This window comes from Ruegeria sp. BI7 (assembly GCF_056537925.1).
In genome coordinates, this window is the sequence record NZ_JBQFSK010000014.1 from 46,301 (window position 1) to 66,647 (window position 20,347).

Genomic DNA, 20,347 nt, shown 5'->3' on the forward strand with positions numbered 1-20,347 from the left:
ACATTGGTGGACGCTGCCAAACCCTGACAGCGGAAACATCGGGATTGATCGGGCCGCACCGATGCGATGCGGCCCGGATTTGTCAGCTCAAGGCTTTTTTCATCACCGGGATATTGCTGATCAGCAGCAAGTCAAAGACCAGCACCGCCAGCAATGTCAGACCCACCAGGGGGAAGGCCATCGCGGTGAACAGACCGATCACAACAGCCCCTTTCCACAGCGGCATTTCCGCAGGCATTGGCGGCGCTGCCAGACGTCCCGCACCCTGTGGTCGCCGTTTCAGCCACATCACCACGCCCGAGACGCAAGCAAAGATGACCGACAGGCAGAACACGACGTTCAGGATAAAGTTCCACATCCCCATCAGCCCCATGTGAAACGGAATGCCAACAGCCATGGACTTCCCCATCAGCGAATAATCCTGATACCGCACATCGGCCAAGATCTTGCCGGTATACTGATCCACATGAACGGTGCGGTCGTTTGCCGGATCGGTCGAGTCGCTGCTCATGCTGTCGCGGTTCAGGGTCCAGACGCCCTCCTCGCCGTTGGGATACGCGACGCGGAAGCGTCCTGACATGTCCAGCGCCACTCCCAACGCCACCAAGGCATCGATATCCACCGGCGCGCCTTGCGGTACGCCATCAATCCCGGCCTCAGAACCCGAGGCGGGCATCGGCGTTTGCTCTAGCGCCCAGGGAACGTCGTTTTGGTGCCCGTGGTTCATGCTGGCGTGGATATCTTCCGAGAGGGGCACGTTGTCCCATTTCTCGGCGGGGAAGCTGCTCCAGGGTTGTACGATCATTCCACCCCAGACACCGGCCCAGGAGAGGCCCGAGATCAGAAAGACAACCAGCAGCCCGGACATCCAGAATCCGATCACGGCATGTAGGGATTTCCACAAAGCACGGCCTCGCGTGCGCAGGTTGGGGACAAATGCAGCCATGGCGTTGCCGCGTGGCCACCACATGTAAAGACCGGTGAAGACCATCAGCAGGCTCAGACCGGCAGCGATTTCAATGATGCGATCCCCGGTTGTCCCGATCAGCAGGGTCGAGTGGATATTGTCCGCCAGATCGTACCAGCCCGCGCGACGATCCCAGATTTGCAGGACCTCTCCGGCATAGGGGTCGACGGCTACAAGGCGTTGGCCTGCCTCGGTTTTGATACGAAACACGGTGGCCAGATCGGCGGCTTTCGGGCCAATCCATTCGACGACTGTGCCGGGGAGTTCGGTTAGCGCGACCTCGGCCTGTTGCGATATTGGCAGGGCGGTACCCTGAACTTCGACCGAAATTTTTTCGCCATCGCGACCGTCATATTGGGTGATGAGCATCATCATCAACCCGGTGACGGCCAGAATGATCAGGAAGGGGATAACGAAAATCCCCGCATAGAAATGCCACCGCCAGGCGGCGAAGTAGAACTTTTGCGCAGCAGTGTTTTGCGCCGGGGTGTCCCCCAGGGTTTGGCTATCAAATGCCATAGTGTTCTCCGGATTCGAAAATTGCCCCGCGCAGCGTATGCGCGGGCTCTCAGATGTTGAGGTGAATCAGGAGAAGACGGGAGGCGCCCGCGCGTCATAACGGGCATAGAACCCGGCGCTGCGATGGGTAAAGTCGTGGTGGACCCAGCGCGGCTGGATCGTTGCCTCGAAAGGCATGGTGTCCCCGACGGTGGTCAGGGTGACATCAGCGGTCAGCCCCGCGAAGGGGCACATCGCGCGCTCGTCAGTGTCGTCGTGTATGGGATCTTCCGGGTTCAGATCGACCCATTGCTCGACCGTGCCTTCGCCGGTGCAGAGAACCAGCAACACCTTGCCGTCATTGCCCATTGTGGGCATCCAGCCCTGCGGAATCACACCGGTCAGCAACAGCGCCAGTGTGGTCAACAGGGCAAAGAGACGAAGCGGCAGAGTCATTCCAGATGCGCGATGATCGAGCGCAAGGTCGGAATGCCATCGCCTTTTTCGGACGAGGTCAGCACGATTTCAGGAAAGGCCGCAGGATGTTTCGACAATGCGCCGCGCACTTGTTCCAGCACCTTTTCGCGTTCTTTGGCTTTGACTTTGTCTGCCTTGGTCAGAACGCATTGAAAAGTCACAGCGCTGGTGTCCAACAGCTTCATGATCTCGGCATCCACCGGCTTTACCCCATGGCGCGCGTCGATCAGGACAAAGGCCCGGCGCAAGGTCTGACGACCGCTCAGGTACTGTTTCAGCAACCGCTGCCACTTTTCCACCACCTTCACCGGCGCATTGGCGTAGCCATAACCAGGCAGGTCGACCAGATATAGTTCGGGGCCTTGAGTGAAGAAGTTGATCTCTTGCGTGCGGCCCGGAGTATTCGAAGCGCGCGCCAATCCCTTGGTGCCCGTCAGCGCGTTGATCAGGCTGGATTTGCCCACATTGGAACGGCCGGCAAAGCAAACCTCAAGCCGATCTGGCGCAGGTAGGCCATCCATGGCGACCACGCCCTTGACGAATTCAGACTCGCCCGCAAACAATTTGCGTCCGCGCTCCAACGCGAATTCATCGGGGTTTTCGGCTAAAGGAAAGGGGAGGGGGCTCATAACAATTCTACCTTATCGCCAACCGAGATTGCACCGCCTTCAAGAACTTCTGCATAGACGCCGAAATCCTGGTGACCCCAGGTTTCAAGTGCGCCCAATGTATCGGTATCGCGTAAACCTGTGTCAGGGTTGGCTGTGGTCGCCAAACAGCGGGTGATGCGCTCGCGTACGCGAAGCACGGCCTCGCCGATCTGAACCTCACGACCCAGCCAGTCGAATTCTTCCCACAAGGGCAGGCCGTCGAACCAGATGTTGCCTCGCCAGCGGCGCACCGACAAATCTTGGCCCAGCTTTTGTCCGACCGCACGATGCGATGCCAGGTTGCACAGGCTGATCGAAGGGAAATCACTGTCGGTCATCCCGCGCCCTGGAACCCGAATGATCCGTGCCGAGGCCGCGCGGTTTGCGGGCATTAGGGGCCGGACCCAATCCAGAAACGCCTGTTGCTCACTATCTGGGGCAAAGGTCAGGTCCGGGCGATCCGGGTGGGACAATGTCAGTGTGTCGCCGTTTGATTGCGTTGAAATCGCCATCAACTGTGGTGCTTTTGCGCCGCGACTGAAGTTGGCGCAAGGGACCCATTTTGAACCATCCGCTTTGGATGCCTCATGCGCAACCGCCCAAACGCGATCCCCGGGCATGGTCTGCCCGGGGGTCACATTTACGGTTTCGACGGCTTCGCGACCATGGCTTTTGATCGGATGCCGCCAAAGCTGGGTCACTTCAGCTGTCATTTATCATCCGTTTTCGGCGTACGCTTGAAGCTGGACTTAATGTTGCCGAACACGTCCGGCTTAAAGCCTTGGCTGCGCATGATCAGGTACTGCTGGGTGAACGTGATCGTGTTGTTCGCGATCCAGTAGACAACCAGACCACTCGCAAAACTGCCCAGCATGAACATGAAGACCCACGGCATCCAAGCAAAGATCATCGCCTGCGTCGGATCGGTTGGCGCCGGGTTCAGCTTTTGCTGCAGCCACATCGAGATACCCAGCAACAGCGGCAGGATACCAATAAAGATCAGCGCCATGATCGTGTCGGGCTGCGGACCGGCAAACGGCAGCAGTCCAAACAGGTTCATGATCGAGGTCGGGTCCGGCGCGCTGAGATCCCGGAACGGGCCAAACCACGGCGCTTGACGCAGTTCAATGGTGACGAAGATCACTTTGTACAGCGAGAAGAAGATCGGGATTTGCATCAGGATCGGCAGACAGCCTGCGGCGGGGTTCACCTTTTCCTTCTTGTACAGCTCCATCATGCCTTGCTGCATCTTCTGACGATCATCGCCTGCTGCCTCTTTCAGGGCTTCCATCTGCGGCTGAAGCTCTTTCATCTTTGCCATCGAGACGTAGGATTTATACGCCAACGGGAACAGGATCGCCTTGATGATCAGGGTCAGGCCGATGATCGACCACCCCATATTGCCGATCAACGCGTTGATATTGTGCAGCAGCCAAAAGATCGGCTTAGTCAGGAAAAAGAACCAGCCCCAGTCGATGCTGTCGATGAATTTCTGTACGCCTTCCGACTGATATTCGCGGATGGTTTCCCATTCCTTAGCACCTGCGAACAGCTGTGTGGTGACCTCTTCGGTAGCGCCGGGGGCGACCGTCAGGGTCGGCAGCACTGTTTCGGTTTGGTATATCTTGCGGCGTTCGTCGTATTTTGCTGCGGCCTTGAACGGTGTTCCCGGTTCCGGGATCAGTGTGGTCATCCAATAGTGATCAGTAAATCCGATCCAACCGTCTTCTTTGACCTGATAGACCTCGGCTTGCGCGCGTTCGTTCGGGTCGATATCAAAATCGCGGACATCGCCATAGTCAATCTCGGCCAACGTGCCGTCGGCCATGCCGATCACGCCTTCATGCAGGATGAAAAAGTTCTTCAGACCGGGCAGATCGCCATCCTCGCCAATGCCGTGGCGAGCCAGGATGCCATAGGGGGCCATGCCAACCTCGGCCTGGGTATTGTTTTCGACCGACTGGGTGACCGTAAACATATAGTTTTCGTCCACCGAGATCATGCGGCGGAAAGTCAGACCTTTGTCGTTTTCCCATTTCAGTGTGACCGGAGCGTCTACGTCCAGCGTTTCGCCGCTTTCGACCGTCCACAACGTGTTCGGGCCGGGCACATCCGCGCCCGCCACACCGGTTCCCGGCGCCCAGCCATAGAGGGCATAATAGGCCGAGTCCGAGCCAACCGGAGACAGCAATTCGACAATTGGCGCCCCTTCTTCAATCGAGACCTTGTAGTCCTTCAGGAACAGCTCATCGATCCGTCCGCCCGACAGCGACAGACTGCCCTTCAGCCGGGGGGTGTCGATTTCAACCCGTGGGGCTTGTTCCTCGGGCAGGGTTTCTTCTGCGGCCGCCGTCGCCTCACCCACAGTACCTGCGGCGCTGGGCGTCTGAACCTCATTACCCTCGGCGGTGGCAATCTCAACCTCGTCTGGTGTGAGTGTCTGCTCCGGCGGGGGAAACAGCACGAACCAAACAAGGATCACGATAAAGCTGAGCACGGTTGCAAGGATGAGATTCTTGTTCTGATCGTCCATCGGGGACAGCCACCTTAAGCAGTGAAACACACCCGGTGGGTTCAACAGAGTGCAAGCCCAAAGGTCAAGCGGATTCGCCCGTCATTTCCTTTTGGATCGCGTTTCTGTGGCGTAAATCAGCGATTACGGTCCTGTCTTGCGCCCGATCTTCGGCATTCCGTTGACCTTGTTCTGATGTGCCGCGATCCAATTCAGCGTCTTTTCAAAGGGCATTGGCTTGCCAATTCCGAACCCTTGAACATGATCGCACCCCAATTGCGCCATCAAGGCATGCTCGCCCTGGGTCTCAACCCCTTCGGCCAGCGTTTCGACATTCAGCCGCTCGGCCATCGTCAGTATTGCGCTGACCAGTTGTTGCTGGCTGGCGTCGCGATCTGCCTTGGCGACGAAAGAGCGGTCAATTTTGATCCGCGAAACATCAAAGCGCTTGATCGAAGCAATGGATGCGTGGCCGGTGCCGAAGTCGTCCAGATCGATGCAGCACCCCAACTTGGCCATGCTGGTCACGTTGCGGGTAATCACATCGTCGGGGCGGCGCGAGAACACGGTTTCCAGAACTTCCACCGCCAACCTGTCCGGTGTCAAATCATTCTGGTCCAACTCCCATTTCAGGCGGTCGATCAACGCTGGATCGCGCAGTTCATCAGAAGAGAAATTCACGCCGATCCGAGGAACCACGACCGAGTCTCGATCCCAATCGCGCATCGCGGCGAAAGCATGGTGCCGCATCGCCTGACCGAATTTCTCCATCAACTCGGCCTGCTCAGCGAACGGCAAGAATACCTGTGGGCTTAATACACCCTTTTGCGGGTGTTCCCAGCGGGCCAGAGCCTCGAAACCCGTAACGCGACCTGTGTCGGTTGAGATTTGTGGCTGGAACCAAGGGCGTATCTCACCATTGTCGAGCGCGTCTTCAAACTCTTTGCGAAGATTGGCGCGAATGCGTGAGCGACGCTGTGTTTCGCTGGAAAACGCGCGAATGGTCGACGGCCCGTTCCGCCGCGCCTCGTCCAAGGCGGCTTTGGCGGCGTCGACCCAATCCTCGTACTGATCCTTAGGGACGCTGCTCAGCAGGCTGAATCCGATTGAACAGGAAACGTAGACACCAGCACCATTGAGTGTAAAGGGTTCTTCAACGACGGCCTGAATGCGCCCCGCCATCTGAATGCAGGCCTCCAGATCCAATTGGTGGGATGGATGCAGGCCGATTGCGATTTTGTTAGGTTCCAGGCGGGTCGCGATATCCTGTGTCCGGATAACAGAAAGAATGCGGCTGCCAAATTGATTAGTCAGATGACTTGCCGCCGAATTGCCGTGAAGATCGAGAAAGTCGGAATAATCATCCAGGGCGATTAGAAGGCAAGCCGAATCCGCACCATCGGTTACTGCCTTTTTGAACATGCCTTCCAGCTCGTTGTAAAAGCTGTCTATTGCCATCATGCCACCAGGCGGGTTGCGCCGCTGAAGCTGCCTGTTGGCGCGGGCGTCAAAGGTGGCCGCGCCTGCGAATATCAAGGGTAAAACGAGGGCGGCAACCACCAACGCCCGTTCCCCGCCGATCCAGAACGCCGCCAAACTGATGGCGGGCACAAAGGCCAGCGCGGCAGGGCCACTCAGAACAGAAGCGAGAGCATCAAGAACGCGTTCGAATTTGATATGTTTCCACATCGGTTTTCTGAGCCTCTACGTTTGGCAAAGCACTATTGGGCAACCGTAGAAAACCAATCTGAGTCAGACGTTAACGCAGTTGAGGAATTTCGTCCGAATTTTCGTCTTTTTTGCCGGGGTTTAGCGCAAGGTTGGCGAAATCGAACAGTTTTGGGTCCAACAGATGCGACGGTCGCGCATTGGTCAGTGCCCGGAACATCACCTGTCGACGACCGGGGCTGTTTCTTTCCCACTGATCCAGAATCTGTTTCACCTGCTGACGTTGCAAGCCGTCCTGGCTGCCGCATAAATCGCAGGGGATGATCGGATAGTTCATCGAGGTGGCGAATTTCTCGCAATCGGTCTCGGCCACGTGAGCCAGCGGGCGGAAAACGAACAGATCGCCTTCTTCGTTTACCAACTTCGGAGGCATCGTGGCCAGGCGCCCGCCATGGAAGAGGTTCATGAAGAACGTTTCCAGAATGTCGTCCCGGTGATGGCCCAGAACCACGGCTGAGCAACCTTCTTCGCGGGCGATCCGGTACAGGTTGCCCCGGCGCAGGCGTGAACACAGGGCGCAAAACGTACGGCCCTGCGGAACCTTATCCACAACGATGGAATAGGTGTCTTGATATTCAATGCGGTGAGGCACGCCCATGCGTTCCAGAAACTCGGGCAGGACCGTGGCGGGAAAACCAGGCTGACCCTGATCCAGATTACAGGCCAACAGATCGACCGGCAGCAACCCGCGCCACTTTAGTTCATAGAGAACCGCAAGCAGGGTATAGCTGTCCTTGCCGCCCGACAGGCAGACCAGCCAACGGGGCGGTTTGCCGTCCTTGTCATGGGCGGACGGGTCCACCATTCCGTAATGCTCAATGGCTTCACGGGTCTGGCGTACGATGCGTTTGCGCAGCTTCTTGAACTCGGTGGTCGAGGGCGCGCCAGCAAAGAGCGGGTGGATATCGTCAGTTTCGTCAAACATGCGCCGTGGTTACAGTCGATATGGCAAGCGGGCAAGCGCGATAAGCCGGATTGTAGATTTTGGGGCATTGTTGACCTGTGATAAAAGGGCGTCATTTATCGAGGAGATTATTATGGACTATGCCTTTGTTGCCCGCGGCAAAAGCGGAAACGGCTTTTCTAACGAGCCTGCAGCCAGCCATTTTCTGGAAATTCCGGAAAGCGCGGATGATATGATGCTGTCGCACAAGATCACAAAGCGAGAATGGCGCGACAAGGTCATATTGGCCGCTCAGGGCGGTACGACGAACCCTTATACCGAGGGTGACATCGTGTTCTACGTGCATGGGTTCAATAACTCTCAGGCGGAAGTTCTTGTGCGGCACCGCAAAATCAAAGCAGGGTTAAAAGAACACGGCTTCAAAGGCGTTGTTGTCAGCTTTGACTGGCCCAGTGCGGATTCGGCCTTGAATTACCTGGAGGACCGGATGGATGCCAAGCAATCGGCTTTCCGGCTGGTGAGGGACGGCGTCGCGATGTTTTCGGAGATGCAGCGACCAGAGTGTCGGATCGACTTGCATGTACTGGCACATTCGATGGGCAGCTATGTGGTGCGCGAAGCATTTGATGATGCCGATGACCGAGCCCGAATTGCCAGCAAAAGCTGGTCAGTCAGCCAGGTCATGTTGGTGGCTGGAGATCTGTCTGTCAAATCGCTTGATCCGGAGAGCTCCAAGTCTTCATCGCTTTATCGTCACTGCGTACGACTGACGAATTACTACAATACAATGGATGACGTACTGTCGATATCTGCGGTCAAACGGATCGGGGTTGCACCAAGGGTTGGGCGGAATGGTATGAACAGGCCGCTGCATAGCAAGGCCGCCAATGTGTATTGCGCGGCGCGCTTCAAACAAGGCGGTTTTGACGGCGGTATCAATTCCGGACACACGTTTTATTTTGATGACCCGGTATTTCTTGAAGACGTGTTCCACACCATTTCTGGCAAGTTGGACCGCGAGGAAATCCCGACCCGTACACACACGACGCAGGGCAACCTTGCTTTAAGGCCGAGTTAAGCCGCTATTCTTTGAAACACGTCTGCTCTAGTCTTTTGGTTTTTGCTCTGGAACCGGGTCATACCCGTCACCACCCCAAGGATGGCAGCGCCCGATCCGCCGGGCGGTCAGCCACGCGCCTTTGATGGCGCCGTGCTTTTCCAATGCTTCCAGCGCATAGGCCGAGCAAGTGGGCTGATAGCGGCAATTGAAACCAACCCAGGGACTGAACACCAGCCGATAAGCCCGAATGGGCAGGGCAAGGATATGAGACAGCAGGGTCATTTCCGCGCGCTGTGAATTTTGCGCAGGGCATAGCGCAGATCATCCAGCAGAGCCTCGAACGGGCGCGCGGCAGTGACCTCGGCGCGGCCGATCAGCACGTAGTCCCAACCATTCTGACCCTGTGCGGGCAGAACCGCGCGGGCAGCTTCGCGCAGGCGCCGCTTGGCGCGGTTACGCGCCACCGCATTCCCAACCTTCTTGGAACAAGTGAATCCGACGCGAATCCCCGTAGCTTCATCCGCAGCACGTTTGCGCGCCTGCACCATCATGGACGAGGTGCCCTGCCTGCGCGCGCGGGCGGCTTTCAGGAAATCGGATCGTTTCTTGAGAACAGTCAATGTTTCAGGCACGCAAACGGACGCCGCCGGGGGCTTGACCCTCGGCTGGTTCTTACCATCCTCAGGGGCCTCCGGCGGCGTCATGTTCATAACCTGATCGGTGAGCGGTTTATGCGCTCAGCGATTTGCGGCCGCGTGCGCGACGTGCGTTCAGGATCTTGCGGCCGGCCTTGGTGGCCATGCGCGCGCGGAAACCGTGGCGGCGTTTGCGAACCAGGTTCGAAGGCTGATAGGTGCGTTTCATCGCTCCGTCTCCAATCTATGCGGTGGGGTGCGGCGCGGATTCGCCTGGCCCTAGTGTTCGAAGCCCGTCCTCTACTGGGTAGCGGTGGGTAAGTCAAACCCCTAGGTGGGGGTTTTGACGCCTTTTGCAACAATTCTGGTACGGCGTCACGCAAAAGGTTTCAAAATAGCGGTTTTATGGCCTCAAACCCTCACATTACCCCCTATTTGCATCAACGCCGCGTGAGGTCCCTGTTGCATGGGTCCTGCGCGGCGCATGTTGGGAACAGAATGAAACGCACCAAACCGGACAGCTTGATGAGCGAAACCACCCAGACCCCGCGCAGAGGGCTTGCGCGACACGTACCTTTGCTGGTGATTCTCGCCGTGGCTGCGGTGGGGTTCTTTACGTTGGGCGATTATCTGACGTTCGAGACGTTGCGTGACAACCGCGAAGCCCTTTTGGCGTGGCGGGATGCGAATTATTGGTCCATGGCGGGTGCTTTTGTAGCGATCTACATCGTCATCGTCGCCTTTTCGCTGCCCGGCGCGGCTGTGGCGTCCATGACCGGAGGGTTTCTGTTCGGCCTTTTTGCCGGAACCGTTTTTAACGTCTTTGCAGCTACCATCGGTGCATCGGCGATCTTTCTGGCCGCGCGTTGGGGGCTGGGTGAATCCCTGACCGCACGGCTGGAGGCTTCGGAAGGCACCGTGAAAAAGCTCAAGGACGGCCTGCGCGAGAACGAAATCCCGGTGCTGTTCCTGCTGCGTCTTGTGCCAGTTGTGCCGTTTTTCGTCGCCAATCTAATGCCAGCGCTGGTGGGAGTGAAATTCCGCAATTTTCTGATCACCACGGCGCTGGGCATCATTCCGGGTGGCATCGTGTACACTTGGATCGGTGTCGGTTTGGGTGGCGTGTTCGACCGCGGTGAGACGCCGGATGTCTCGTTGCTGAGGGAACCCTTCGTTATCGGCCCCATCCTGGGCTTGTGCGTGCTGGCCGCGTTGCCGATAGTTATCAAAGCCCTGCGCGGCAAAAAGGACACCTGAACTCATGCAAGAACTGAAGACGGATATCCTGGTGATCGGGGCCGGGTCGGGTGGCTTGTCCGTTGCTGCCGGGGCTAGTCAGATGGGGGCCGACGTCATCTTGCTGGAAGGTCACAAGATGGGTGGTGACTGCCTGAATTTTGGCTGTGTACCTTCCAAGGCGCTGATCGCCAGCGGCAAGACAGCTTATGGGCAGGCCCATGCCGCAGCCATGGGTGTGGCAGACGTGATGCCGCAAGTGGATTATGCGGCTGCTAAGGATCACGTCCGTGACGTGATATCCCAGATCGAACCGATGGACAGCCAGGAACGCTTTGAAGGCTTCGGAGTCAAAGTGATACGCGAATTCGGCAGCTTTGTTTCCCCCACGCAGGTGCAGGCGGGCGATCACTTGATCACTGCGCGACGGGTGGTGATTGCCACCGGCTCGTCGCCTTTGGTGCCGCCGATCCCGGGTTTGGATCAGGTGCCATATTACACCAACGAAACCATATTCGAGCTGCGTGAAAAACCCGAGCATCTGCTGATCATTGGTGGTGGCCCTATCGGGCTTGAGATGGCACAGGCCCATATCCGTCTTGGTTGCGAGGTGACCGTGATCGAAGGCATGCAGGCGCTGGGCAAGGATGACCCTGACGCGGCGGCTGTTGTGTTGGACACTTTGCGCGCCGAAGGTGTAGCCCTGCATGAACAGGCGATGGTTGCCCAAATCAGGGACAATAACGGGCTGGTCGATGTCGTGACCGAGAATGGCGATATCTACACCGGCTCGCATCTGCTGATCGCCGCCGGGCGCAAGGCCAATACCGACCGCCTTAATCTGGAAGCCGCCGGGATCGAACCAACCCGTACCGGGATTAAGGTGGACGCCTCGCTGCGCACCACGAACCGCAAGGTCTATGCCATCGGCGACGTGGCGGGCGGGCTGCAATTCACCCATGTGGCCGGGTATCATGCCGGGATCATCATCCGCTCGGCCTTGTTTGGCCTGCCATCCAAGGCAAAATCGACACATATCCCCTGGGCCACCTATACGGACCCGGAGCTGGCGCAGGTCGGCCTGACCGAGGCGCAAGCCCGCGACCAGCATGGCGACAGGGTCGAGATCGCGCGCTTTGACTATCACCATAACGACCGCGCCATAACCGAACGCAAGACGAAAGGCTTCATTAAGGTCATGGTCGTAAAAGGCCGTCCCGTGGGCGCCACAATCGTGGGTCATCAGGCGGGCGAATTGATCAACTTGTGGTCGCTGGCGCTGGCCAATAATCTGAAGATGGGGCAGATCGCTGCGATGATTTCGCCCTATCCGACGATCGGAGAGCTTAACAAACGCGTGGCAGGTGCCTATTTCACGCCAAGGCTGTTTGAGAATCAAATGGTTAAACGAGTGGTCGGGTTCGTCCAACGCTGGATACCCTAACCGGAAAAGGAGCGTATAGTGAACTCGCTGTCGGGCCGATTTCTGATCCTGACGACGGTCTTCGTAATGTTGGCCGAGATTTTGATTTTTGTCCCCTCGATTGCGCGGTTTCGCGAAGACTTCCTGTTGAACCGGTTAGAGCGCGCGCAGATCGCTTCGCTGGCCTTGTTGGCCGATGACATGCTGGCCGAGGATCTTGAGGCCGAATTGTTGGTCAACGCTGGCGTGTATAATGTGGTGCTGCGGCGCGATGAAATTCGACAGCTGATGCTGTCCTCGCCCATTCCCGAACAGATCGCCAATACCTATGATCTGCGCGATGCCGGTCCGTGGATTTTAATCCGGGACGCCATGTCGCGCCTGTTCACACCTGAAAACGAAGTCATTCGCGTGATTGGTGAGCCGGTCAAAGATGCAGGTCTTCTGATCGAGGTCACGACAGACAGCAAGCCGCTGCGGATGGCGATGACCGATTATGGCCTGCGTATTCTGGGCCTGTCCTTTGTCATTTCAATTATCACCGCGTTTTTCCTGTTCCTTGCCGTGCGCGTTGTTCTGGTGAAGCCGATCAAGGGCGTCGTGGGGTACATGCAGCGCTATGCAAGCGCCCCCGAAGATGCCCGCGGGATCATCTCGCCCAATTCCAAAGTGACCGAGTTGCGCGAAGCTGAAGAGGCGCTGCAGCAGTTACAGACCGAACTGACGCAAGCTTTGAAACAGCGCGAACGACTGGCGCAGCTGGGTGGTGCTGTGGCCAAGGTCAGTCATGACCTGCGCAACATCCTGACGTCGGCGCAACTGTTCACTGATCGGATCGAGGCCAGCGATGATCCGCTGGTGCGGCGCATGGCGCCGAAGCTGGTCAACTCGATCACGCGGGCTGTGTCCTTGTGTGAAAACACGCTGGCGTTTGGTCGGGCGGAAGAGCCGGCACCGACCTTGACAATGGTGCCTTTGCGCGACGTGGCCGAGGATGTTGTGGCAAGTGAAAAGCTCGCCATTGCTGATGCCTGTGTCGAGATTGTGAACGAGGTTCCGAAAGACCTCGTGGCGCGCGCAGATCCCGAACAGATTTTCCGCGTGATGATGAACCTGGTGCGCAACGCGCGTCAGGCGCTGGTGGCGTCCGGAAAGCCGGGCCGAATCACGATTGCCGGCTGCGTACACGACAATGACTGGTGTGTTGAGATCAGGGATAACGGCCCTGGTTTGCCGCCGCGAGCGCGCGAAAACCTGTTCACTCCGTTTCAAGGCGGGGTGCGCAAAGGAGGCTCGGGCCTTGGGCTTGCCATCTCGCAAGAACTGGTGCGTGGACATGGTGGCGACTTGGTTCTGACCCAGACCGGACCGGAGGGAACCACCTTTGAAATAAGGCTGCCGCAGGGCGACGTGACTTTTTAAAAGTTTTTTGAAGAATCGGCTTGCACGTCCTCTGACGTGGGTCTACATACCGCCTCACCAACGCGGACCGATAGCTCAGCTGGATAGAGTACTTGACTACGAATCAAGGGGTCGGGGGTTCGAATCCTCCTCGGTCCGCCATTTATCTCTGATTTCATTAGAGAAAATGACGGTTTAATCCAGCTACCCACCAACCTACCCGCCATCCACATATCCATTGCATTGATCTAGGGAAGCGGCCTTTTCTGGAACTTTTCTTGCTGCGGATATCAATGCGTTTTTCCAAATGCAGGATTGGCGTGAGGAGAGTGCCCTAATTCGATATCTGGCGAGTTATTTTCCTGGCTCATGCATTAAAGGCACGATTTTGTGCCTAACATCAAAAGCACATCCTGAATTTGGACACTTGTGCCTTGTACGGAAGTAGAGGTTTGGTTCCACAATTTCCTCTAGAAACTCCACATCTGGAAAATTCTCAGACAATCGTTGCTTCCATGTTGCAAGCACGTTTTGGGAGTTGCCTTCACGATGGTAGATAATTAGCTCGCCTTTGTCCCGCCCAGCCATCGCTGTGCCGTAGCGAGTGGACAGCTGTAGGAAGCCATCTTTAAGCCATCCGTAGTCGCTATGAACTTTGGCTTCGCCGAGCCACATAAATCCGTTGTTTGCGTCAACTACAATGTCGCAATGACCGTTAACATGTCTGTCGTGATAGGCTGAAATGCCCGCCGACCCAAGCATGTTGGCGACTTGCATGGTGAGCTCATCTTCGCTTCGCTTCTCGTTCAATCCTCTAGTGTCAACTAGGCTGCTGTAGCAATGCTCGAGTGCCTCTTCCAACACTGAAAGTCGTTCTTCATGGTTACTGGCGATTTGCCACCTTACTGCACGTCCACCGGGTTGGTTGCCAAAAAATGCAATGTAGTCGGCAAGGCTAATGTCCTTAGGATTCATGTTGAACGTTTTCTCTGAGCGAGTAGTAGATGCGGACGTGGTGCATAGGGTCGTTGACAAGGTCGCCCGATATCGGGTGCGCAAGAAGCCCCGTAGTCACCAATTCTCTGAATTCTTCATTGGTAAGGTGCAGCTGCCCTTCCAGATCGTCCTCTAAGTATCCATGCATTTCTAGAATAGCATCTTCTCGAGACGACAAAATACTGAGCGCAGCCAACAGGTTTTCCCGATGGGCACTGTTAATGCGATCATAGAAGAAAGGCAGTCCAAGGTGTCGACCGTCTCCATACCGAAGCTTTGCCAGTATGTCGGTAACAGCTAGACAAGCGGATAGGACACTCGGTTCTATCCGAGATGCATCCAAACTTTTTTTGAACTCCCCTATGTCCATTTCAGCACTATTACACTGATTGCTCTTCCAGCTTAGCTTTTTTTCCAAGCCGATCGATTACGAACTCATAATCCGTTGCTCTAACGCAGTTTTTTACCAACGCGCCGCTAATTATTGGGTCTGGGTTGGTTCCATTTCCCCCCGGACCGGATGCGGAGAGGGAGACTGAAGGCGAGTAACCTATTTTATCCTCGACAAAACTCCACTCAACGGTAATTCGATAGATTGCGATTGCTTCGACCGCATCTTTTCCTGCAACGTGGTACGGCTCAGTTCGTTGATCGGCGTCCTTTCTACGTCTAGGCATCTTCTCATCTTTGATGCCACCCGTGGTTGTTTGAAAAGTCATTTGTGTGATCGTGCCGTCGCTGGCATCGTCATAGAATGGCCTGACTGCCGGAAACAGGTTCACAGATTTATCAAGAGGCACAACGTGCCAATTGTTTACAAAAGACTTTAGGACAGAGTGTATGCCGTGGATGTCAGCTTCTGCGATCCCTCTTGGGTGATCAACGCGAATTTCAAGAAAATCCCGATGATGAGGCATCCAAATAACGTGAAATAACTGGACTGGTTCTCGGACCAAGCCAACAATTTCATCATATCGGCCTCGCATTTTTTGTGGGTTTTCAAAATCTTGAAATGCTATCTCTTCACGTTTTTTAATCCAAAAAACAGATGACAAAACTAGGCCGACACCGTCATCGTTGCTTTCGACCCGCACGACAGACAAATCGCCAGTCTCTTGGTGTAAGTCTTCTTCGTCCATAAGATAGGGGTAGCATTGCGCAATAGGTTCGTTAGAAATGCTGGTTGCTATGATTTTCGCTTGAATTGCGTTCCTTTGCGCAGGATCGATCTGGTACAACTTTGTGAATTTTTCACCGCAGAGAATGTGTTCGACGAGCGCATCCTCTAACTTTCCGATGTCAAATTTTTGCCCGCTGTCAGATGCCTTTTTGAGAGTTGCGTCCCAACCGTGGCTGGTTGCGACTGCATTAGCTTGCAGAAGTTTGCGAGCAATTGTCCACGTCATCCGGTGACGAAGCGTTCTGAAAAGGTCTTTCATCAAATCCTACTGCATTGTTTTCGTTCTTAGTATGCCTTTTCCTATCTAAGTCAACGCGACCGCACCAGCTTAAATCCCGCGACGAATTGCTTCAGGGCATAGCGTAAAAAACTGGATGCCCGATAGTTTCAAAAGATGATTTGTGGGACATGTCTTGCATGGTCGTAGAAGCAACAGGCTTGCAAAAAGCGGTGTTTATCCGTTTCCGCTGCGAGTGCTGTCTCCATTGCTTTTATGCGCGTTGACGCGTCGGGGTTGGTTGCCGCAATCTCCACGCATTCGGTTCTTACAGCGTGATAGAAGGCGAGTGTTTCACCGACTAAAGCCATTAGGTCTGCTTGTTTTGCTTCCGCAGATAGGCGACCTGTCAGCTTGTCATAGAGGCGCTGGGCGTGCTTGGTGGATATTCCCAGCAACGCTCCAATTTGCCCAAGGGGCGCTCCCCTCAGTGACATGCGGTGTACAACAACCAATCTGAACTCGTTGATGTAGTCGGTGCCGTCCCGACCACCAGTCTCCGGTTGATCTGCGGTCTCAGTTGCCACGTAGTTTGCACCCGGGTTCAAATCCGAACACGGTGTGCAAAAGGTCTTCCGTCTGGGGTGGGCAGATACGTGCGGAAATGCATTGTCCAAACGAATTGGTCGATCTTCCCGGATGGCGGCTTCGATTTCTCTGTCTATGCCGTCTAACGCTTCCGGTGGCCGTTCGGGGTACTGCCTGACGGAACACTGTATCTGTTTGCGTACATGCTGCATTCGGCGACCTTCAGTGAAACCGCCCTTCGGTGTTTTCCTGTGAGGGATTTGACCTAACGTTAGGTCTCGATCTTGGCTTGTGTTGTCCATGTCGTCTCTCTCCGTGGCCAAGGCGCGTCAGATAGGATTTCGACTTTGAGCCGCGCTCAGAATTGCACCCGGGTTCAAATGTCGATGTCCAAACGGGCGATGATCCAGCCTAAGGCGAGGAGCGCCGGATAGAGCAACAACCAACCCCCATATGTCAGGTAATGGACCAACGATTTTTCATTCCGATGGATAAGCGACAACATCGCGTCTTCATCGCCGCCGAGAGCTTCGCGATATGTGCTTGGAATGATGATCTTGCTGTATGCGGTATGACCAGTCAGCAAATACAAAGCTGTGGCTATAGCTATCAAAACATGCATGGTTTTCTCCGGTATTAGTAGTCGCATTGATGGAACTTTGAACCCGGGTGCAATTCGGGCACTTTCTCTGACAGGTCTTCCTTATTGACCCCGACAGGCCCCAAGAAACGCACTTTGCAAAATCTCCGATTTAGGTCCTGTCGCTAGTGCTCGGGACACTTCATTTCTCGATCTGGATGCTAGTTCGCTTATGGAGATGTCGGATCAAGCGGTGCGTGCGATATGGTAATTAGATGTGCAGCAAACGTTGCAGCAGGCAGTGGGTAAAAATGGGTGTTTTTTGATGCAGACCTTGCAGCAGTCTGGCCTCCTGATTTTGGTTCTTGATGCAGAGCTTGCATCAATGCTGCCGCAGAGATTGCGTCGGGTTCTTTTATCCACTTCGAAATCTAACAACATTGTCGTTCGCTTTCGGGCCTTTCCGAAATCGACTTTCGTCACCTGATGAATGACCGGGTTTTTTGCATTTTGGGTATTCAATTATTTGATAGTCTTTTCCCTTTTCCCAGTATTTTGGCTCATATGTTGCCGACACGGATTTGGTGCCTTTCTGAGTAGGCAACATAGTTAAACGCCATTCAGGCGCGAGCGCCTTACCGCCAATCCCGAGGTGTCCGCGCTTTTCGCATATGATCCAACCTTTCGCTTGCAGATCGGCCATTGCAGACATCGCGGTTCTTGGATTTATGCCCATTTCTTCTGCCAGTTTCCTTCCGGAAAGACCGACAAACCCGTTGTTGTTGAACTTGGATTTCTTGCGATCAATTCGGCATCGGATTTTGAAGTGCATGTATGCCGCTTGGGCCGTAGCGCTTAGCGCCTTCCATGCAGGTAGCCTGACTTCATAGGGTTCCCACATTGCAAATTGACGGGTCCGATTCTCATTTTGTTTATCACGCCCCATGGTGATGATCCTGACCGAGGTATGTTGCGGGGGCGATAGATCGAAGCGCAGAATTTCCAGATCGCTGGTTTGCGTATTTGGAACATGAAATGGAGTGGTCAAACGCGACCAACGCAGCGCCTGTTTTAGCGTGCCACAGACGTGCAAGCGCCTCGCGGGTCATAAAGTACCCTATTGCCTTCCATCGTGTTCCAGCACGCTCGTTTTGGGGCTTTATGCGTCTTTGAATGATCCACTGAACTCTTTCGGAGCATTCAATGATCCGAAACTTACCTAGTCGCTCTATCTCGTAAGCATAGTGTTCACTGCTTTCGGCAAAATCATAACGTGAGGGCGCAACAACTCTTCCGGTGAACCCGGGTGCAATCTCTGTTTTCATTTGTGGGGCCTTTGGGCTTTACCCATTAGCCGGGAAGATGGTAAATTCAGTCAGCTACAATAGGACGGCCTCTTCCCGGACAACTGGGTGAGGTCGTTTTTATTTCTGATCGTCGAGTTGTTCACTCGTCGGGTTGAATACAAAAGAACAAACCTTGGTCCTCTCTATCCGACCGTCAGAATAACGCGCTTCCTGATCAAAGGTCGCGTGCTGTTCCAAATACTTCCGTATTTCTTGCGTCACGGGAACTGGTTCGCCGTTCTTGAACAGAATGGGGTTTGCCATTTCAGGGCTAATTGGCATTAGGGTGTAGGTTTTGCCGTAGCGGAGGGTTGCATTCTCGTTCATGGTCTTACTCATCGTTGAAGGAAGTGATGCGCCCGCCAAGTGCGGATGCTAGTTGATTGCGGCGCTGGGCGAGGGTTACTTCAGGCGTCAATGCGGTTTCGCTCGTAGGAAGGCCCCAGCGTTCGGACAGAGATACGGATCGTGTTTCGTCCTTGGCCTGTGCGTTTTTGACAGACCTGAATGGCCGCTGGTTTGCGCCACCCTTTACGAGGGATGCGAAACTCGGTTCCGGATCAGTCAATGCGCGTGCTGTGATTTCATTGATGCGCGGGATAAGTTTCATGTCTCAGCCACCAACAGGCTTGGTGTTTTCCCAAGCCTCGATCTCTGACAGTTTCCAGCGGGTGCACCTGGCCGAAAGTTTGACAGATCTTGGGAACTCTGGGTCATGCTTGGCCCACCTCCACCACGTAGCGCGATGAATTCCATACCTCGCGGCACCTTGCTTGTCGGAAATGAGTGTTTCGTTTGTCATGTGTCGCTCTCGCTGTTGCTTGCTATTGAGGGCAACATACCAGCGCGTATAAGGAGTGAATGCGCGCGAAATAGGAAGAAATTGAACCCGGGTGCAACTGTCTTCACGACGTTGCTGGACCTTTTTCAGTTGCCGACGTAAACAGAGAAAAAGCATAGCAACTAGAATATGTTGCACGATGCGAGCGCTCAGTCGAAACTTGTGCTTGGTTCAAAAGAGACGTCTTGACTTAGTTGTAGACGAACTTTTTTGTGGCGAGGAGAGTCATTACCTGAAACTGGTGGATTGCTAATGTCTAAATTTTCTGAACAAGTCCCTCGAAGAAACGACCAGTTTACGTTTCTACCGGCTTTTCATACTTGTGACGGTGTGGACGCGCGAAAGTACCTTCAATCTCAGGCCATCGACACCGAAGATGTCTGCGAGGTTTTTAAGGAGCGTATCTCTTATTTCTTCTATGGGAAACCGGCGTATAAATATCAACTGCCTGACATATCCTCTAGGCAACTCAGCTTATACCCAGTCTGTTTCGTATTCGATGTTGAGAAGTTGATCGATATCAAGCGCATATACCCATTCGACAGTGGGGCAAACCACCACGGACTTATGTCGGAGTTTATCAACTCGAAAATCCCGCTGGTTGATTTCGAGCTAGAGCCCGACACCGGGCGTATCAGGGACGTGATACTCAAGTTTCACGATACAAATGAGAACTACTTGGATGGAAAACTATCTGAGCCATCCTTTGATCCGTTTGATCACGAGAGTATTGAGTTTACCGACATGATTTCGACTGCAGGTCAGCACAAAGTTGATGAAAGACGCAATGCCATCGAAATTCAGTGTGGTCCACGCGTGTCATTCGGCAATGGTGCGCTGAAGGGAGTCATATTACCTGCGTCTTATCTTGAATCGCTTCTGATTGCGCCGTTCCTTGAAGACCCGAATTGCAACGTACAGGCTTACTCCATTGACGTTTGGAATCCACTTTTGAACTTTGCCAGCATCCCGCAACTAGCCAGGAGGATAGGATGATGAGCGGAGTGGGCCCATTGGAACTCATCATACCAAAAGGCAGATTGGCCCTAACTGTTGAAGGACTGCTGTGTCCAGTTCGCAATACTCCTGGTTTGGCTGTACCGGTATA

Annotated in this window: 23 protein-coding genes and 1 tRNA gene; 6 read left to right on the forward strand and 18 right to left on the reverse strand. The window is 54.8% G+C overall.

The window, feature by feature from the left end:
* Positions 1-82 precede the first annotated feature (82 nt).
* The 7 genes from ACR0JB_RS20755 to ttcA all read right to left on the reverse strand — a co-directional run bounded on the left by ACR0JB_RS20755 (position 83) and on the right by ttcA (position 7,757).
* Entirely contained in the window at positions 83-1,486 is a 1,404-nt protein-coding gene (locus ACR0JB_RS20755) for a PepSY-associated TM helix domain-containing protein (protein ID WP_480790249.1), read from the reverse strand.
* A gap of 66 nt (positions 1,487-1,552) precedes the next feature.
* Positions 1,553-1,921, reverse strand: coding sequence for a DUF2946 domain-containing protein (locus ACR0JB_RS20760; protein ID WP_254437434.1), 369 nt, complete (start codon positions 1,919-1,921; stop codon positions 1,553-1,555).
* The gene (yihA, locus tag ACR0JB_RS20765; RefSeq protein WP_170351652.1) at positions 1,918-2,571 is read right to left on the reverse strand and encodes a ribosome biogenesis GTP-binding protein YihA/YsxC; all 654 of its coding nucleotides are present in this window, start codon (positions 2,569-2,571) and stop codon (positions 1,918-1,920) included. Before yihA ends, ACR0JB_RS20760 begins: the two co-directional genes overlap by 4 nt.
* Positions 2,568-3,305: an MOSC domain-containing protein gene (locus ACR0JB_RS20770; RefSeq protein ID WP_170397652.1), complete on the reverse strand. Its 738-nt coding sequence runs from the start codon at positions 3,303-3,305 to the stop codon at positions 2,568-2,570. Before ACR0JB_RS20770 ends, yihA begins: the two co-directional genes overlap by 4 nt.
* A complete protein-coding gene (gene yidC, locus ACR0JB_RS20775) occupies positions 3,302-5,125 on the reverse strand; it encodes a membrane protein insertase YidC (protein WP_170351650.1) in 1,824 nt (607 codons plus the stop codon). Before yidC ends, ACR0JB_RS20770 begins: the two co-directional genes overlap by 4 nt.
* Before the next feature lie 123 nt (positions 5,126-5,248).
* Entirely contained in the window at positions 5,249-6,793 is a 1,545-nt protein-coding gene (locus tag ACR0JB_RS20780) for a putative bifunctional diguanylate cyclase/phosphodiesterase (RefSeq protein WP_170507009.1), read from the reverse strand.
* Between the two features lie 70 nt (positions 6,794-6,863).
* On the reverse strand, positions 6,864-7,757 hold the full coding sequence (gene ttcA, locus ACR0JB_RS20785; protein ID WP_170397646.1) for a tRNA 2-thiocytidine(32) synthetase TtcA: 894 nt from the start codon (positions 7,755-7,757) through the stop codon (positions 6,864-6,866).
* A 112-nt stretch (positions 7,758-7,869) separates the two neighbouring features.
* Here ttcA and ACR0JB_RS20790 point away from each other — a divergent pair, with 112 nt between their 5' ends.
* Positions 7,870-8,814: an alpha/beta hydrolase gene (locus tag ACR0JB_RS20790; protein WP_170351647.1), complete on the forward strand. Its 945-nt coding sequence runs from the start codon at positions 7,870-7,872 to the stop codon at positions 8,812-8,814.
* A gap of 27 nt (positions 8,815-8,841) precedes the next feature.
* Here the strand turns inward: ACR0JB_RS20790 and yidD are convergent, their stop codons facing one another.
* Genes yidD through rpmH form a run of 3 tightly spaced genes read right to left on the reverse strand, consistent with a single transcriptional unit; the run spans position 8,842 to position 9,660 of the window.
* On the reverse strand, positions 8,842-9,078 hold the full coding sequence (gene yidD / locus ACR0JB_RS20795) for a membrane protein insertion efficiency factor YidD (protein ID WP_170378442.1): 237 nt from the start codon (positions 9,076-9,078) through the stop codon (positions 8,842-8,844).
* Positions 9,075-9,500, reverse strand: coding sequence for a ribonuclease P protein component (rnpA, locus tag ACR0JB_RS20800; protein ID WP_170397643.1), 426 nt, complete (start codon positions 9,498-9,500; stop codon positions 9,075-9,077). Before rnpA ends, yidD begins: the two co-directional genes overlap by 4 nt.
* Before the next feature lie 25 nt (positions 9,501-9,525).
* Positions 9,526-9,660: a 50S ribosomal protein L34 gene (gene rpmH, locus ACR0JB_RS20805; RefSeq protein WP_005980833.1), complete on the reverse strand. Its 135-nt coding sequence runs from the start codon at positions 9,658-9,660 to the stop codon at positions 9,526-9,528.
* Between the two features lie 296 nt (positions 9,661-9,956).
* On the opposite strand from rpmH, the gene ACR0JB_RS20810 reads away from it, so the two are divergent.
* From ACR0JB_RS20810 to ACR0JB_RS20825, 4 genes are all read left to right on the forward strand, one after another.
* Entirely contained in the window at positions 9,957-10,688 is a 732-nt protein-coding gene (locus tag ACR0JB_RS20810) for a TVP38/TMEM64 family protein (RefSeq protein WP_170397758.1), read from the forward strand.
* Between the two features lie 4 nt (positions 10,689-10,692).
* The gene (locus ACR0JB_RS20815) at positions 10,693-12,111 is read left to right on the forward strand and encodes a dihydrolipoyl dehydrogenase family protein (protein ID WP_170397640.1); all 1,419 of its coding nucleotides are present in this window, start codon (positions 10,693-10,695) and stop codon (positions 12,109-12,111) included.
* Between the two features lie 15 nt (positions 12,112-12,126).
* Positions 12,127-13,512, forward strand: a complete 1,386-nt coding sequence (locus ACR0JB_RS20820; protein ID WP_170378612.1) for a sensor histidine kinase — start codon at positions 12,127-12,129, stop codon at positions 13,510-13,512.
* Between the two features lie 64 nt (positions 13,513-13,576).
* Positions 13,577-13,653: transfer RNA gene (locus ACR0JB_RS20825), tRNA-Arg, on the forward strand.
* A gap of 192 nt (positions 13,654-13,845) precedes the next feature.
* Here ACR0JB_RS20825 and ACR0JB_RS20830 read toward each other — a convergent pair.
* The 8 genes from ACR0JB_RS20830 to ACR0JB_RS20865 form a co-directional block, all read right to left on the reverse strand.
* A complete protein-coding gene (locus ACR0JB_RS20830) occupies positions 13,846-14,466 on the reverse strand; it encodes a hypothetical protein (protein ID WP_480790250.1) in 621 nt (206 codons plus the stop codon).
* A 401-nt stretch (positions 14,467-14,867) separates the two neighbouring features.
* Positions 14,868-15,926 (reverse strand): hypothetical protein, encoded by a 1,059-nt coding sequence (locus ACR0JB_RS20835; RefSeq protein WP_480790251.1) that lies wholly within the window; start codon positions 15,924-15,926, stop codon positions 14,868-14,870.
* A 128-nt stretch (positions 15,927-16,054) separates the two neighbouring features.
* A complete protein-coding gene (locus ACR0JB_RS20840) occupies positions 16,055-16,774 on the reverse strand; it encodes a hypothetical protein (RefSeq protein ID WP_480790252.1) in 720 nt (239 codons plus the stop codon).
* 74 nt (positions 16,775-16,848) lie between these two features.
* Positions 16,849-17,094, reverse strand: a complete 246-nt coding sequence (locus ACR0JB_RS20845; RefSeq protein WP_480790253.1) for a hypothetical protein — start codon at positions 17,092-17,094, stop codon at positions 16,849-16,851.
* Positions 17,095-17,467: 373 nt separating this feature from the next.
* On the reverse strand, positions 17,468-18,100 hold the full coding sequence (locus ACR0JB_RS20850; protein ID WP_480790254.1) for a hypothetical protein: 633 nt from the start codon (positions 18,098-18,100) through the stop codon (positions 17,468-17,470).
* Between the two features lie 376 nt (positions 18,101-18,476).
* Complete coding sequence (locus ACR0JB_RS20855; protein ID WP_480790255.1) at positions 18,477-18,725, reverse strand: hypothetical protein; 249 nt, start codon at positions 18,723-18,725, stop codon at positions 18,477-18,479.
* A 4-nt stretch (positions 18,726-18,729) separates the two neighbouring features.
* Complete coding sequence (locus ACR0JB_RS20860) at positions 18,730-19,008, reverse strand: hypothetical protein (RefSeq protein WP_480790256.1); 279 nt, start codon at positions 19,006-19,008, stop codon at positions 18,730-18,732.
* A gap of 3 nt (positions 19,009-19,011) precedes the next feature.
* The gene (locus tag ACR0JB_RS20865; protein ID WP_480790262.1) at positions 19,012-19,356 is read right to left on the reverse strand and encodes a helix-turn-helix transcriptional regulator; all 345 of its coding nucleotides are present in this window, start codon (positions 19,354-19,356) and stop codon (positions 19,012-19,014) included.
* A gap of 135 nt (positions 19,357-19,491) precedes the next feature.
* Here ACR0JB_RS20865 and ACR0JB_RS20870 point away from each other — a divergent pair, with 135 nt between their 5' ends.
* Positions 19,492-20,235 (forward strand): hypothetical protein, encoded by a 744-nt coding sequence (locus ACR0JB_RS20870; protein WP_480790257.1) that lies wholly within the window; start codon positions 19,492-19,494, stop codon positions 20,233-20,235.
* Positions 20,236-20,347: the final 112 nt, after the last annotated feature.

What these genes read in the sequence shown, in the direction of transcription:
- yidC (WP_170351650.1), bottom strand. Translation starts at nt 5,125, where the DNA reads ATGGACGATCAGAACAAGAATCTCATCCTTGCAACCGTGCTCAGCTTT.
- ACR0JB_RS20860 (WP_480790256.1), bottom strand. Translation starts at nt 19,008, where the DNA reads ATGAAACTTATCCCGCGCATCAATGAAATCACAGCACGCGCATTGACT.
- ACR0JB_RS20845 (WP_480790253.1), bottom strand. Translation starts at nt 17,094, where the DNA reads ATGCATGTTTTGATAGCTATAGCCACAGCTTTGTATTTGCTGACTGGT.
- ACR0JB_RS20830 (WP_480790250.1), bottom strand. Translation starts at nt 14,466, where the DNA reads ATGAATCCTAAGGACATTAGCCTTGCCGACTACATTGCATTTTTTGGC.
- ACR0JB_RS20855 (WP_480790255.1), bottom strand. Translation starts at nt 18,725, where the DNA reads ATGAACGAGAATGCAACCCTCCGCTACGGCAAAACCTACACCCTAATG.
- ACR0JB_RS20835 (WP_480790251.1), bottom strand. Translation starts at nt 15,926, where the DNA reads ATGAAAGACCTTTTCAGAACGCTTCGTCACCGGATGACGTGGACAATT.
- ACR0JB_RS20840 (WP_480790252.1), bottom strand. Translation starts at nt 16,774, where the DNA reads ATGGACAACACAAGCCAAGATCGAGACCTAACGTTAGGTCAAATCCCT.
- ACR0JB_RS20815 (WP_170397640.1), top strand. Translation starts at nt 10,693, where the DNA reads ATGCAAGAACTGAAGACGGATATCCTGGTGATCGGGGCCGGGTCGGGT.
- yidD (WP_170378442.1), bottom strand. Translation starts at nt 9,078, where the DNA reads ATGACCCTGCTGTCTCATATCCTTGCCCTGCCCATTCGGGCTTATCGG.
- rpmH (WP_005980833.1), bottom strand. Translation starts at nt 9,660, where the DNA reads ATGAAACGCACCTATCAGCCTTCGAACCTGGTTCGCAAACGCCGCCAC.
- ttcA (WP_170397646.1), bottom strand. Translation starts at nt 7,757, where the DNA reads ATGTTTGACGAAACTGACGATATCCACCCGCTCTTTGCTGGCGCGCCC.
- ACR0JB_RS20780 (WP_170507009.1), bottom strand. Translation starts at nt 6,793, where the DNA reads ATGTGGAAACATATCAAATTCGAACGCGTTCTTGATGCTCTCGCTTCT.
- ACR0JB_RS20770 (WP_170397652.1), bottom strand. Translation starts at nt 3,305, where the DNA reads ATGACAGCTGAAGTGACCCAGCTTTGGCGGCATCCGATCAAAAGCCAT.
- yihA (WP_170351652.1), bottom strand. Translation starts at nt 2,571, where the DNA reads ATGAGCCCCCTCCCCTTTCCTTTAGCCGAAAACCCCGATGAATTCGCG.
- ACR0JB_RS20790 (WP_170351647.1), top strand. Translation starts at nt 7,870, where the DNA reads ATGGACTATGCCTTTGTTGCCCGCGGCAAAAGCGGAAACGGCTTTTCT.
- ACR0JB_RS20865 (WP_480790262.1), bottom strand. Translation starts at nt 19,356, where the DNA reads ATGCTTTTTCTCTGTTTACGTCGGCAACTGAAAAAGGTCCAGCAACGT.
- ACR0JB_RS20870 (WP_480790257.1), top strand. Translation starts at nt 19,492, where the DNA reads ATGTCTAAATTTTCTGAACAAGTCCCTCGAAGAAACGACCAGTTTACG.
- ACR0JB_RS20760 (WP_254437434.1), bottom strand. Translation starts at nt 1,921, where the DNA reads ATGACTCTGCCGCTTCGTCTCTTTGCCCTGTTGACCACACTGGCGCTG.
- rnpA (WP_170397643.1), bottom strand. Translation starts at nt 9,500, where the DNA reads ATGACGCCGCCGGAGGCCCCTGAGGATGGTAAGAACCAGCCGAGGGTC.
- ACR0JB_RS20810 (WP_170397758.1), top strand. Translation starts at nt 9,957, where the DNA reads ATGAGCGAAACCACCCAGACCCCGCGCAGAGGGCTTGCGCGACACGTA.
- ACR0JB_RS20755 (WP_480790249.1), bottom strand. Translation starts at nt 1,486, where the DNA reads ATGGCATTTGATAGCCAAACCCTGGGGGACACCCCGGCGCAAAACACT.